The sequence below is a fragment of the Pseudomonas sp. JS425 genome (assembly GCF_018223845.1).
Lineage (GTDB): Bacteria > Pseudomonadota > Gammaproteobacteria > Pseudomonadales > Pseudomonadaceae > Aquipseudomonas > Aquipseudomonas asiatica.
This window is the reverse complement of sequence record NZ_CP073661.1, coordinates 3,384,943-3,397,432: the sequence shown is the minus strand read 5'-3', so window position 1 is coordinate 3,397,432 and position 12,490 is coordinate 3,384,943. Positions and strand designations below refer to the sequence as shown.

Annotated in this window: 11 protein-coding genes; 5 read left to right on the top strand and 6 right to left on the bottom strand. The window is 65.1% G+C overall.

The window, feature by feature from the left end; translation table 11 throughout:
- Nucleotides 1-66 precede the first annotated feature (66 nt).
- Nucleotides 67-354, top strand: coding sequence for a putative quinol monooxygenase (locus KDB76_RS15900; protein WP_106468520.1), 288 nt, complete (start codon nucleotides 67-69; stop codon nucleotides 352-354).
- 61 nt (nucleotides 355-415) lie between these two features.
- On the opposite strand, the gene KDB76_RS15895 is transcribed toward KDB76_RS15900, so the two are convergent.
- Both KDB76_RS15895 and KDB76_RS15890 read right to left on the bottom strand, forming a co-directional pair.
- Nucleotides 416-2,473 carry a ParB/RepB/Spo0J family partition protein gene (locus tag KDB76_RS15895; RefSeq protein WP_212632151.1) on the bottom strand — a complete coding sequence of 686 codons (2,058 nt, stop codon included), beginning with the start codon at nucleotides 2,471-2,473 and terminating at the stop codon, nucleotides 416-418.
- Nucleotides 2,474-2,551: 78 nt separating this feature from the next.
- Complete coding sequence (locus KDB76_RS15890; protein WP_033939133.1) at nucleotides 2,552-3,379, bottom strand: DUF932 domain-containing protein; 828 nt, start codon at nucleotides 3,377-3,379, stop codon at nucleotides 2,552-2,554.
- A 613-nt stretch (nucleotides 3,380-3,992) separates the two neighbouring features.
- On the opposite strand from KDB76_RS15890, the gene KDB76_RS15885 reads away from it, so the two are divergent.
- Nucleotides 3,993-4,832 carry an AraC family transcriptional regulator gene (locus KDB76_RS15885; RefSeq protein WP_033939142.1) on the top strand — a complete coding sequence of 280 codons (840 nt, stop codon included), beginning with the start codon at nucleotides 3,993-3,995 and terminating at the stop codon, nucleotides 4,830-4,832.
- Between the two features lie 88 nt (nucleotides 4,833-4,920).
- The gene (locus KDB76_RS15880) at nucleotides 4,921-5,556 is read left to right on the top strand and encodes a LysE family translocator (protein WP_042933703.1); all 636 of its coding nucleotides are present in this window, start codon (nucleotides 4,921-4,923) and stop codon (nucleotides 5,554-5,556) included.
- A 107-nt stretch (nucleotides 5,557-5,663) separates the two neighbouring features.
- Here the strand turns inward: KDB76_RS15880 and KDB76_RS15875 are convergent, their stop codons facing one another.
- Nucleotides 5,664-6,281: a LysE family transporter gene (locus tag KDB76_RS15875; RefSeq protein ID WP_033939129.1), complete on the bottom strand. Its 618-nt coding sequence runs from the start codon at nucleotides 6,279-6,281 to the stop codon at nucleotides 5,664-5,666.
- A 66-nt stretch (nucleotides 6,282-6,347) separates the two neighbouring features.
- On the opposite strand from KDB76_RS15875, the gene KDB76_RS15870 reads away from it, so the two are divergent.
- Complete coding sequence (locus tag KDB76_RS15870; protein WP_042933704.1) at nucleotides 6,348-7,271, top strand: LysR family transcriptional regulator; 924 nt, start codon at nucleotides 6,348-6,350, stop codon at nucleotides 7,269-7,271.
- Nucleotides 7,272-7,311: 40 nt separating this feature from the next.
- Here the strand turns inward: KDB76_RS15870 and radC are convergent, their stop codons facing one another.
- The 3 genes from radC to KDB76_RS15855 all read right to left on the bottom strand — a co-directional run bounded on the left by radC (nucleotide 7,312) and on the right by KDB76_RS15855 (nucleotide 10,488).
- Nucleotides 7,312-7,821, bottom strand: a complete 510-nt coding sequence (radC, locus tag KDB76_RS15865) for a DNA repair protein RadC (protein WP_033939127.1) — start codon at nucleotides 7,819-7,821, stop codon at nucleotides 7,312-7,314.
- 325 nt (nucleotides 7,822-8,146) lie between these two features.
- Nucleotides 8,147-9,292 carry a PDDEXK nuclease domain-containing protein gene (locus tag KDB76_RS15860; protein ID WP_042933705.1) on the bottom strand — a complete coding sequence of 382 codons (1,146 nt, stop codon included), beginning with the start codon at nucleotides 9,290-9,292 and terminating at the stop codon, nucleotides 8,147-8,149.
- Entirely contained in the window at nucleotides 9,289-10,488 is a 1,200-nt protein-coding gene (locus tag KDB76_RS15855) for a site-specific integrase (protein WP_212632150.1), read from the bottom strand. Before KDB76_RS15855 ends, KDB76_RS15860 begins: the two co-directional genes overlap by 4 nt.
- Nucleotides 10,489-11,305: 817 nt before the next feature.
- On the opposite strand from KDB76_RS15855, the gene KDB76_RS15850 reads away from it, so the two are divergent.
- A complete protein-coding gene (locus tag KDB76_RS15850) occupies nucleotides 11,306-12,481 on the top strand; it encodes a M20 aminoacylase family protein (protein ID WP_013972736.1) in 1,176 nt (391 codons plus the stop codon).
- The last annotated feature ends 9 nt before the right edge of the window (nucleotides 12,482-12,490 follow it).

Genomic DNA, 12,490 nt, shown 5'->3' with positions numbered 1-12,490 from the left:
CGGCGGCATGGCGTTTTAGACTATGGAACGAATGACCGCTATGCCAAATAGCCGGATGTATGACTAATGCTCAAAGTGATTGCCCAAGACTTCATCAAGCCAGAGTGCATCGAGAATGTCATTCCCCTGTATCGGGAGCTTGTCGAGAAAACCAAAGAAGAACCGTTGTGCGTGTCTTACGAGCTTTTCATCGACGAGAAAGACCCTGGACACTTTATCTTCATAGAGGAATGGCCTGATCGTGCTGCGTTGGATGCACACTGCAATACCGAGCATTTCAAGAGATTGGTGCCACTGATAGATAAGCATCAACGGTCGCCTGGAACCTATCTGCTCATGGGTGCCTTCGAGTAAGCCAAGCCTGACACGCCGAAGCGCCCCGGCCGGAACCGGGGCGCTTATCTGCGGTGCAAGGTCACGCGGCCAGCGCCTCGGCCTGCGGCTCATCCGCCACGGCGGCGGCATCCTCCGGCGCTTCCGCGCCCGCATCCGCCGCCACGGCCTGCGCGTCCTGCTGCGGGGCTTCGGCGCGGAAAATGGCGGGCATCCAGCCGGTGCCATCGGCCAGCCGTTCGGCTTCACTGGCAATGTCGGCCTTCTTGAGCTTCGCCAGCCGGGTGACGTGCGATGGCGCGAACGCGCCCACGGCTTCCAGAATCACGGCCTTCGGCACATGCCGGAAGTAGCCTTCTGCGGTCGGCTTCCACCATGCCGCCATGTCCAGCCCCACGGCCTGCGCCAGTTCCGCGCCCGGCTGGTGCGTCGTGGCGCGAGGCGTCACCACGTCCACGGTCGCCGCCACGCATACCGCCAGCAGCCGCACCAGTTCGCCTTGCTCCATCGCCAGCAGCGCGGCGAACAGTTCGGCGCTGTCCTGCGGCAGCGCTTCGCCCGCGACCTGCTGCAATTCGCGCAGGGCCACGGCGGCGGGCGACTCGGGCCAGTCGGAGGCCATGCCTTCCAGCCGGCCTTGCACTTTCAGGCTCACGCCTAGCGGCAAATCGTGGCCGTAATGGCTGTCCTGCAAGACGGTCTGCACCATGCCATGCACCAGCGCGGCCAGCGCGACTTGCGGATGCCGTGCGACTTCGATTTGCAGCGCGGCGGTGCGGTGGGCGCTCAACCGCTGCGCCAGCCGGTCGGACATGGCGGCGGTCTTGGGCTGCTCGTCGTTCTCGCCTTCTTCGTCGTTCGCGGCTTCGCCTTCGCTGCCGAAACCCTGCCGCAAGCGTTCCAGCGTGCGCAGCGCCTTGGCTTCGGCTTCGCGCATCAACCCGCGATGAATCACGGTTTCGCCGTTGCGGTCGATGGTGACGATGGCACCGGCTGCGGCCTTCACGTTCGTGGCGTAGTCCTGCAAGCCATCTTCCAGCGTCTGCAACTGTTCGCCCAGGGTTTCGCCTTCTTCCTGCAAGGCATCGGCTTTTTCCTCGTCGTCGGCGTCCAGCGCGGCATCCACGGCTTCGGCCAGTTCGTGCAGCTTGGCTTGCAGCTTCTCGATGCGCTGCGCTTCGCGTTTGTTCGGGCTGCGGCGTTCCTGCGGGGCGCGCTGGAAGGCGTGCAGGTCGGCATGGGTCATGCCGGGCGTGGCATCCACCCATGCCCAGCCCTCGGCCTTCACTTCGGCGGCGATGCCCGCCAGCTTGTCTTGCGCCAGCCGCTCCAGCAGCGCGGCGTCGGCCAGATACACGCCCTTATCGCCTTCCGCGAACAGGTCGCGGCGAATGCCGCCGCCTTCGCGCTCGTAGGTGTCCAGCCCGACGAAGCGCACCAGCGGATGCCGGTGGGCGTCGATTTCGCGCTCGGTCAGGCGTTCGCGCAAGTGGGACGGATGGCGCTGCCACGTCGGCGCATCGTAGAACGCGGCCTCCTGCGCGGCGTGGTCGTCGGTGATGGCAAGGGCCATCAACTGATCGAGCGAGACGGCCTCGGCGCGGTAGTCGGCCAGCAGGCGCGGCGAGACGTTGGCGAGTTTCAAGCGGCGTTGCACCACCAGCGGCGTGACGCTGAAATCCGCTGCAATGTCCTCGATGGGGCGGCCTTCGGCCACCAGCGCGGCGAATGCCTCGAACTGGTCGGCAGGGTGCATGGCTTCGCGCTGTACGTTCTCGGTCAAGCTGGCCGTGCGGGCGGTGGCATCGGCCACCAGCAGGCAAGGCACCTCCCATTCCTTGCTGATGCGGTGCTTCTTCGCCAACAACTTCAACGCAGCGAGGCGACGGCCACCTGCCACGACTTCGTAATGCTCGCCATCGGCGGCGGCAATCACGATCAGGTTTTGCAGCAGGCCGACACGCTGGATGCTGGCGGCGAGTTCGGGGATGGACATGCGCGGGGTCTTGCGCACGTTGCGGCCAGTGGGCCGCGACACCAGCCGCGACAGCGGCACCAGAATCAGGTTCTTGGTCGGGTCGGCGGCTTCCAGCGCGTGGGCTTGAATGGCGCGGGCTTCGGTTTGGGTAATGGCATTCATGGTGATAACTCCTTGCGGTTGGGATGCAGCAGCGAAGAAAGCGGCAAGGGCTGCTGCCTGCCCCAGCCGCGTGGGGATTCAGGCTTTCAACTGGCGCATGCCATCGGCCAGCAGCCAAAGCGCACGGTTGAGGCGGATGTTCTGGTCGATGCCCTGCACCGGGCGGGTTTGCTGGCGGCGTCCGTTGGCGCTGCGCCCGCGCAGGCCGCCTTGGGTCAGGTTTTCTTGCGTGCGGTTGAACACGCTCCACAAGTCCGGGCGGCGGTCATCGAACCGGCGCGGCATCAGGATTTGCGATTCGGTAATGGGCGCGGGCTTGTCGGGGTCGTCGTACTTGAGGGCCAGCGCGGCGCGGGCGAACACTTCGGATTCGCCATCGTTCAAGGTGATGGCGCGCATGGCATCGCGGGATTCCTTCACGCGGTCGAAGCCACGCAAGACTTCGTAAGCGCCTTCGATGACGGAACCGGCCACGTCGCCTTTGTGGGGCACGCGCACGTCTGCCACGGTGTCGCCGCAGACAAGGCCATTGCTGCACACGAACCGGAACATGCCGGCCAGCATCTGATAGCTGCTCGTTCCGTCATGGGAATTGAGCAAGACGATTTCGTTGGCTTCCGCGCCGTTGATCTGGCTGGCATGGCGCAGGCGCAGCATGTGTTTGGTGTGCTCGCGCTTGCCTTCATCGCGCACGCGGGTCTGGCAAGCCATGAAGGGTTGGAATCCTTCTTTGCGAAGCTCGGCCAGCACGGCGGACGTGGGGATGTAGGCGTACCGCTCGGAACGGCTCTCATGCGGGGCATCCGCGAAGATGGACGGGGCCACGCGGTGAATCTGGTCATCGGACAGCGGGTAATCGCTGCGCAGCGAGGGGGAACGGGAAGCGAATCGGGATGCGAGTTGCATGGTCTTTCTCCTGACAAAGAAGGGTTTGCTGTTCAAACCGCACACCGGATTCCTAGATTCGGAGCCCAGCCTTTCGGCTGTTCGGTGCGGTCGGCACGAGGAACCCGGTTGGCCCTGTTGCCACCGTCTTTCCTGAGTTCATCGCCCGCGACGGTCAGGAGCGCGCGGACGGGGGCCGTCAAGGAGGAAAGCGCAGGGTTGGTGCGGCCCGCAGGCGCAGCCGAGGACACGGCCCTGCGCGCCTTGACGGCACACGGCCGCGGGCTACAGTCGCGGACAAGGTGATGAGGTCAGGGGAGACGGCTGGACATGGCAACGGCCATCCCTGTGTGCCGACCGCACGCAAGCGAAGCGCGCAGGCCCGGAGCTGGAAGCCGGGCCGGAGGCGTCAGGGATGGAAGCCCGTCAGGGGCGAGACTCGCGCAGCGAGGCTCGATGCAACGCACGACAGCGCGACCCGGCCATGCTTCTTGGCCGGGGACGCTAATGCATGGATGCCTGTTCCAGGCCCGGAAGCTAAAATTGCCAGCGACCCAGGGGTGTCTGTTTCCGAGACACCGCACCTTTCAGAACAACAATGTGCGAAGACTGCATGGACGCCGATCTCGAAACGATGACTAGCCGTCCGGACTGTGCAGGCCAATGCAGCGATACCCAGGCATTCTGGCGCGATCCGGCCTTGCCCTTCGTCGAGAGCCGCCGCGCCTGCCAGAGCCGGGCCTGCTACAAGCCCCACCATCACCCGACCTTTTCCATTGGTGCCGTCGATGGCGGCACCAGCGTTTTCACCGGTGCCGCCGATGGCCCGGTTCTCCTGTCCCCTGGCACGCTCGTCTTCGTGCCCGCATCACGTGTCCATGCGTGCAACCCGGCTCCGGACACCGCCTGGAGCTACCAGATGCTGCACCTGGACGCCGCGTGGCTCCAGGCTGTTCGGCGGGAGTACGCCCGAACCGACGCGATGGACGACGAGCCGGTGCGCATCGTGACCGATCCGGCGGTCTATGCGCACTTCTGCCGACTCAACGTGCTGCTGTTCAAGGAAGGCGACCCGATCGAGAAGGAGGCCGCGCTGATCGAGTTCGTCGGGGACTACGACACCGAACAGGGGCTCTCCATCAAAGGGCCGACCGTGCCGTCGAACCTGGCGGAGCGGATTCGGCCCGCCCTGGACTGTCTGTGTGCTTCGCCCACCGCCACTACCACCCTGGAGAAGTTGGCAGACCTGGCAGGCATGAGCCGCTATCAGGTGATCCGGGCATTCCGCGCCGTCACCGGCATGACGCCGCACGCCTGGCAACTCAACCAGCGCGTCAACCTCGCCAGGGAGTGGATTCGCAGCGGTGACAGCCTTGCAGACGTGGCCCAGCATCTCGGCTTCGCCGATCAGGCCCATTTCCAGCGGGTGTTCAAGGCGCATGCCGGTGTGACGCCCGGCCGTTTCCGGGCCTGACGCCGCAAGCGGCGCGGCTGCAATTTCCTTCAATACGGAAGGCGCTGCGGCCGGCACACTGCGTAGAAAAACTACGAGTGCGTCCTGAATGCAGCCGTTCCTGATGATTGCCGCAGCGCATTTCCTGGCGCTGCTTTCTCCCGGCCCCGACTTTTTCCTGATCGCCCGAACCTCGCTGTCCGCCGGCTGGCGGGTCGCCAGCGGCGCCTGCCTGGGGATCGCCGTCGCCAATGGCGTTTTCATCGTTGCCGCCTTCGCCGGCATGGCGGCACTGCGCCCGGACAGCCTCCCGTTCGTCGTATTGCAACTGGCCGGCTGCGCTTACCTGCTCTATCTTGGCGTGCTGTTCATCCGCCACGCGGGCCGCAGCGACCTGGATGTCTCGAATGGCGGGCGTTCCACGGCACCCGCGCATCCTTTCATCGCGTGGCGACGCGCAACCGGCATGGGCTTCCTGTCCGGCATCCTGAATCCGAAGAACGCGCTGTTCTACGCGAGCCTGGCCGCGATGCTGACCGGCGCGCATGCCAGCGCGGGCTGGAAGACGATCTATGGCGTCTGGATGTTCAGCATCGTGCTGCTGTGGGACGTGCTGGTCGCAGTCCTCATCGGCAACCAGGCCGTGCTGCGCCGCTTCGCGCGGGCGCTGCCGTGGCTGGAACGCATCTCCGGTGCCATGCTGATCCTGCTGGCGGTGGCTGTCCTCGTCCTCCTGGCACGTTGAGAAGCACACGATAGGGAATGGATTTCCGAAACGCTGTCTCGGATTTCCGAGGCAGCGTTTCCCCCCCAGGGTCGAGACGCCGCAGGGCGGCGCGATGCCCCGCGCAGTCAGCGCGCCCCGCGCGCCACCGCCAGCAGGACACCGAATCCGACCAGCAGCCCGCCGAAGGCGCGGTCGATCCAGTGGCGCACGGCCAGCAGCCGGTCGCGCACGGCCCCGGCCGAGAAGCAAAGCGCCACGAGGCCGAACCAGGCCATGTGCGCAACCGAGATGAATGCGCCGTAGCCGATCTGCACCGCCAGCGGCGTGTCGGGCCGCACCACCTGCATGAACAGGCTGACGATGAACACCGTGGTCTTCGGGTTCAGCGCATTGGTCAGGAAGCCGGTACGCAAAGCCGCCATATCCGACAGCGGCGCCACGGTACTGTCGGCCAGCGCGCCGCTGGGCTTGGCGCGCAGCATCTTCACGCCGAGATAGATCAGATAGACGGCACCGACCAACTTGATGGCGTTGAACAGCCAGAGCGACTGCTGGATCAACAGGCCCACGCCGACGAGCGTATAGGTGACGTGGACGAGCACGCCCAAGCCGATGCCCAGGGCCGTCAGCATGCCGGCACGGCGCGACAGCATCAGACTGTTGCGCGTGACCATCGCAAAGTCCGGCCCAGGGCTGATGACGGCCAGCAAGGTGATTGTGATGACAGCTATCAATTCGGTCATGGCGTATCCTGTCGAAGAACAACGAATTAGCGAGATGCTACCGACAACATCTCCCGGTGGATAACGATGTTTTCTGACAAGAATGGTGAGCTGGAATCACCATCGAGCGATTCGCGCCTGCCTTCGCTGCTGGCCCTGCGCTGCTTCGAGACGGCGGCCCGGCTGGAGAATTTCAGCCGGGCGGCGGCCGAGTTGCACCTGACCCACGGCGCGGTCAGCCGCGCCGTGCGCCTGCTCGAAGACGAACTGGGCGTGGCGCTATTCGAGCGCCGCAGCCGGCGCGTGTTCCTGACCGATGCCGGCCGCACGCTGGCGCGGGCCGTGGGCAATGGGCTGGATCTGATGCGGCAGGCCGTCGGCGAGTTGCGCGCCAGCGCCCGCCAGGGGCGGCGCTGGGTGCTGTCGTGCGAGCCGACGCTGCTGATGCGCTGGCTGATCCCGCGCTGGCCGGACTTCCAGGCCCGGCATCCGGGGATCGACGTACACCTGGTCGCCGGGGGCGGGCCGTTCTCCTTCGCCAACGGCATCGACCTGGCGATCCGCCGCGACGACTTCCCCTGGCCCGAGGGCTACCACGCCGAACCCTTGTTCGCGGAAAAGGTCGGCCCGGTCTGCCGTCCCGACAAGGTGGCGGCCTGGTTCACCACGAAGAAGGCCGGCGCCGCGCTCAAGGCCGGCGCACCGCGCCTGCACACGCGCACGCGGCCGGGCGCGTGGCCGGAATGGGCGGCGGCCGCAGACCAGCCCGCACCTGATGCGCCGGGACAAACCTTCGATCATTTCTATTTCAGCTTGCAGGCGGCCGTGGCCGGCCTGGGTGTGGCGGTCGGCCCGTGGCATCTGGCACGCGACGATCTGGACAGCGGCGTGCTGGCCGCGCCGCTGGGTTTCGTGGAGGACGGCTCGCGCTATTGCCTGTTGTCGCCGCGGCCCTTGCAGCCCGATAGCCCGCAGGCCGATTTGCTGGCATGGCTGCGGGCCTTGGCATAGCCGCAATCGGGCGCAGCAAAAAGGGGCCGAAGCCCCTTGGTCAGATCAGGCCGCGTTCTGCGAACGACGCCGTGGTGCTGCCAGCGACGATGACGTGATCGAGCACGCGCACGTCCACCAGCCCCAGCGCATCCTTGAGCCGCCGGGTCAGCGCCCGGTCTGCCGCGCTCGGCTCCGGGTTGCCACTTGGGTGGTTGTGCGAGATGACCAGAGCCGCCGCGTTGAGCCGAAGCGCCTCCTTGACCACTTCGCGCGGATGCACTTCGGCCGAGTCGATTGTGCCGTGGAACATTTCCCTGTATTCGATCAGCCGATGCTGCGTGTCGAGGAACAACACCGAGAACACCTCATGCTCGAAGCCGGCCAGCTTGGCAAGCAGGTATTCCTTGACCGCCGCCGGTGAAGTGAAAGACGTACCCCGCTGCATCTTCTGGTCGATGACCAGGCGCGCGGCCTCCAGAATCTGATCGGCCGATGCCAGCGCATAGTGCCCGTGAGAGTCACGCACCAGCAAAGCGTCATCGAACGAGGAAAAGGACAGTTGCGACATGATCGTGCTCCGGTTGCTCGGGCGGAATTGCCCGGAACCGTGTTCAGCACGGCGCAGCGCAAGCAGTCACAAGGTCGAAGACGGCCGCCAGGACGCCAGCGCGCATGGCGCGCGCCGCCTTTGACGGCGAGAACGCCGTGGTACGGTGAAGGGAACAGCAAGACCGCCTAAACCCCGCCCACTGCACACACCCGCCTTTGAGCAAGCGCAGCGCGCAGGCCCGCGAGGGCCGAAGGCGTCAGGGGTCAAAGCTGGATGGCCGCGATTCGGCACGAAGCGCGGGGCGCAGCCCGCGAACCCGACGGCGGCACGCCGGGACGCCCGGTTATCGCTTGCGCTTCTTGGGGACGATCGTTCCGCGCGATTCGATCAGCCGCCGCGTGTTCTCCAGTTCCTCTTGCAGCACTTCGGCATCCGGCAGCACCATCTTGTAGTTCGCCGCCATCACCTTGGACGGCAAGCCCTCCAGCGCATACCGCGCCAAGGCATGGCCCTTGTCGGCGCAGAGGATCAGACCCACGGGCGGGTTCTCGTCGGCAAACGTCCAGTGCTCCTTCGCATAGTTGCAATAGAGGTGCATCTGGCCCACGTCGGCATGGGTCAGCGCGCCGAGCTTCAAGTCGATGATGACCAGGCAACGCAAGCGACGATGGAAGAACAGCAGATCGACCCGATACCAGGTCTGGTCGATGCGCAATCGGCGCTGCCGCCCGACGAAGGCGAAACCGTCGCCCAGTTCGAGCAGGAAATCCTCCAGCCGCCGGATCAGGGCTTGCTCAAGATCGGATTCCGAATACTCATCCTTGAGGTCAAGGAACTCCAGCACATACGGGTCTTTGATCGCGTCGTCGGGAGTGACGGCATCCCCGGGGTTGGGCACGGCGCCCTTGACCAGCATCGCCGCCTTGTTCTTCGACAGCGCCGTGCGCTCGTAGAACTGGCTGTTGATCTGCCGGTCGAGCTGGCGCACGCTCCATCCGCCGCGCAGGGCTTCGGCCTCGTAGAAGCGGCGGGCGTGTTCGTCCTTGACCGACAGCAGCCGGACGTAGGCCGACCACGGCAGCGTGAAGACCTGGGCCAGTTCATCGAGGCGCCAGGGACGCGCCCGCGCCACTGGCGCCGGGGAAGATTCGCTAGACACTGTCTGGCGAATTGGCCAGGTCAGGAAGAACGACCGCATTTGCTGCAAGTTCGGGCGGCTGAACCCGCGCCCGAACTGCGCGGTCAAGTCAGCCGACAGCCGTTCGATCAACTGTTCGCCGTACCCGGCACGCCGCTTGCCCCGTTGCTCGGCCTCCACGATCCGGCGGCCAATCTCCCAATAGCTGGCGGTCATCAGCGCATTGACGCTGCGTGCCGCCGCATGGCGGGCGGCATCGAGCACTTCCACGATACCGCCGTGGATGCCGGCATAACCGGCTGGCGGGGCGGCGGGGGTGTCCCCCGCCACCGAAAGCGTCTTCTTGCTCATGCCGTCGCCTCCGCAAGGCGCCGCACGCCCGTGATGGCCTGCCGCCGGCTCGCCACCAGTTCGGCCGCTTCCCGCACCGGCTTGTCCTCGGTGTGGACGTAGTGCATGAACATCGCTACGGTCTTGTGGCCCGTCAGCTTCATGCCCACCTTGGTTGGCACGCCCGAATTGGCAATGTCGGTGGTGGCCCGGTGGCGGATACCGTGCGTGCCAACATGTGGCACGCCGGCGGCCTTGAGCACGCGCTTCCAACCGCCATAGTGCTCGCCGTGGGTCAAGTGTTTGGTCGCGTCGTTGGGCGACGGCAGGACATAGGGGCAACCTTCCAGGCGCGGCGCCGTCGAAAGCAGCCGATAGGCTTCCTCGCTCATGGGCTTGGAGATGCCGCCGGTCTTGCTGTCGGGCCAGACCACCCGGCGCTTCTCCAGATCAACCCAGTCCCATTCGAGCGGGCAGATTTCGGAGCGGCGGGCGGCAAACTCGAATTGCAGGCGGATCGCCAGCGGAATGACGTAGTTCTCCAGTCCCTCTGCCTCCAGCGTCTCCAACTGGCGGAAGATCCGCACCAGTTCATCGTCCACGATGAGCCGGGTTTCCTTGCCGGGCGGGTACATGGGAACGTGGCGGCACGGATTGGTGCCGTCCGGGCGAAGGCCCCACACTTCGGCTAGGTTGAACATCTTGCGCAGCACGCCGAAGGTGCGGTTCGCCTCGGCCGGCTTGTGGGCCAGCTTCTTCATCAGTGCGGCCACGTCCGGGCGCTTCACTTCCTGCACCTTCATCCGGCCCATGATGGGAATGATGTTGCGGTCGATGACCCCCTGATAGCCGCGCTGCGTGCTCGGCTTGTTGCGCTGCTTGGAGTAGTCCTCCATGAAGGTCTGGCAATACTCCTTCATGGTCGGCGCCTTGCGGGCGGCATTCTTGGCCGCGCTGGGGTCGCCGCCCTTGCGCACTTCGGCCAGCCACTCCTGCGCCATGAAACGGGCCTGTTCGACAGTCAGTTCGCCAAACTGGCCCAAGGCAGGCTTGCGGCGCTCGCCGGCGTTCGTGCGGTACTGGAGCATGAACACCTTGCGGCCGGCCGGGGTGATCTTGCACAGGAAGCCGGGCACCACGGTGTCCCGGAGTTCGACGGCCTGCGCCTGGGGCTTTGCCGCATCGATGGCGGACTTGGTGAGTTTGATTCTTGCCATGACGACTCCTCGGAAACCTCGGTTTCCAAGAGCCACATGGGAGCCACGCGACCGGAAGCCGGGTCAAGTTTCGGAAAGCACCGGCATATGATGGACGCGCCTAAGTTATTGATAAACCTGCTGTAGCGGGCTTAGGCGTAGTCCAGCGAAATGCCGGGCTGGAGTCATCGTCAAACAAAAAAAGTCCTACCCCCGGTACAGGACCAAAGGGGCTCAAATGAGGACAGAAAGAACAGAATCCTGCATTTCCGTGGCATTAAATGGCAATTCTGTGGCACAGAAATGGTGCTAAATAGTCCGATTCCATTCAGTCGGTATAAGAATGCCAAGGCCAGGCCATTTCAGTGGCACAGAATCGCCAGGTAATGGCTATTCAATGGTGCAAAATTTGGGTTCCGCGCCTAGCAGCCTCTGGCCCCTGGTGAGTTACGGGTAGAAAACCTTGGCATGGAGGATCGACTGACAGTAATGCTGCGCAGGTTTCATCCTCAGTTGGGGAAGGTTATCGACGAAAAGCACGGGTCAAATACCGCGAGATTGATGTCCGACTTGACCAGAGCAGGTAGGCCGTCGATGGATTTTCAGAAGTCGACGGTTTGGGCTAGAGATTTTTGACTTTTGCATCGAGGTCGCATCATGGCGGATGGGCGCCAGCAAGAAATCGGGAGCACAGCATCCGGGATTAGCTAAACGATTTGAATGTTGGGTTAATGGAGCAGTTACCGCTTATCTGTCAGCCAAGCACGACCTGCCTCACCCGTCGTGACCTCAAGGCGAACAACAAGAACGGGAAATCACCCGCGCGAGGAGACTCTACATGTCCCGACATCAGCACATCCTGGCCTGGCTGAACGATGTGGCCAGCGACCTGCACGCAATCCGTCACGATATCCACGCTCACCCGGAACTGGGCTTCGAAGAAAGCCGCACTTCGGCGCTGGTTGCCCAGCTGCTCGAAGAATGGGGCTATGAAGTGCACACCGGTATCGGCAAGACCGGCGTGGTCGGCGTACTGCGCAATGGCAGCAGCCCACGCCGCCTGGGCCTGCGCGCCGACATGGACGCGCTGCCCATCCACGAGGCTACCGGCGCCGCGTACAGCAGCCGGCACCAGGGCTGCATGCACGCCTGCGGCCATGACGGGCATACCACCATGCTGCTTGGCGCCGCGCGCTACCTGGCGGCGACCCGGCAGTTCGACGGGACGCTGACGCTGATCTTCCAGCCGGCCGAGGAGGGCCAGGGTGGCGCCGAGGCGATGCTGGCCGACGGCCTGCTGGAGCGCTTCCCTTGCGATGCACTGTTCGGCATGCACAACATGCCCGGGCTGCCGGCCGGGCACCTGGGCTTTCGAGAGGGGCCGATGATGGCCTCGCAAGACCTGCTCACGGTGACCCTCGACGGGGTTGGCGGCCATGGCTCGATGCCGCACCTGACCGTCGACCCGCTGGTGGCGGCGGCCAGTGTGGTGATGGCCCTGCAAACCGTGGTGGCGCGCAATATCGATGCGCAGGAGGCAGCCGTGGTTACCGTGGGCGCCTTGCAGGCCGGCGAAGCGGCCAACGTGATCCCGCAACAGGCGCTGCTGCGCCTGAGCCTGCGCGCGCTGAACGCCGAGGTGCGGGCGCAGACCCTGGAGCGGGTGCGGGCGATCATCGTCAGCCAGGCCGAGAGCTTTGGCTGCCGCGCCACCATCGAACACCGCCCGGCCTACCCGGTGTTGGTCAACCACGCCGCGGAAAACGCCTTCGCCCGGCAGGTGGGGGTGGAATTGCTCGGTGCCGAGGCCGTGGATGGCAACACCCGCAAGCTGATGGGCAGCGAAGACTTCGCCTGGATGCTGCAACGCTGCCCGGGCGCCTACCTGTTCATCGGCAATGGCGTATCGCGGCCGATGGTGCACAACCCGGCCTACGACTTCAACGACGACATCCTGCTGACCGGCGCCGCCTACTGGGGTGCGCTGGCAGAGCGCTGGCTCGCGCCCGCCTGACCTTTCCTT

Bases quoted from the DNA above. Each gene is read 5' to 3' on its own strand.
- KDB76_RS15900 (WP_106468520.1), top strand. From the start codon at position 67: ATGCTCAAAGTGATTGCCCAAGACTTCATCAAGCCAGAGTGCATCGAG.
- KDB76_RS15895 (WP_212632151.1), bottom strand. From the start codon at position 2,473: ATGAATGCCATTACCCAAACCGAAGCCCGCGCCATTCAAGCCCACGCG.
- KDB76_RS15890 (WP_033939133.1), bottom strand. From the start codon at position 3,379: ATGCAACTCGCATCCCGATTCGCTTCCCGTTCCCCCTCGCTGCGCAGC.
- KDB76_RS15885 (WP_033939142.1), top strand. From the start codon at position 3,993: ATGACTAGCCGTCCGGACTGTGCAGGCCAATGCAGCGATACCCAGGCA.
- KDB76_RS15880 (WP_042933703.1), top strand. From the start codon at position 4,921: ATGCAGCCGTTCCTGATGATTGCCGCAGCGCATTTCCTGGCGCTGCTT.
- KDB76_RS15875 (WP_033939129.1), bottom strand. From the start codon at position 6,281: ATGACCGAATTGATAGCTGTCATCACAATCACCTTGCTGGCCGTCATC.
- KDB76_RS15870 (WP_042933704.1), top strand. From the start codon at position 6,348: ATGTTTTCTGACAAGAATGGTGAGCTGGAATCACCATCGAGCGATTCG.
- radC (WP_033939127.1), bottom strand. From the start codon at position 7,821: ATGTCGCAACTGTCCTTTTCCTCGTTCGATGACGCTTTGCTGGTGCGT.
- KDB76_RS15860 (WP_042933705.1), bottom strand. From the start codon at position 9,292: ATGAGCAAGAAGACGCTTTCGGTGGCGGGGGACACCCCCGCCGCCCCG.
- KDB76_RS15855 (WP_212632150.1), bottom strand. From the start codon at position 10,488: ATGGCAAGAATCAAACTCACCAAGTCCGCCATCGATGCGGCAAAGCCC.
- KDB76_RS15850 (WP_013972736.1), top strand. From the start codon at position 11,306: ATGTCCCGACATCAGCACATCCTGGCCTGGCTGAACGATGTGGCCAGC.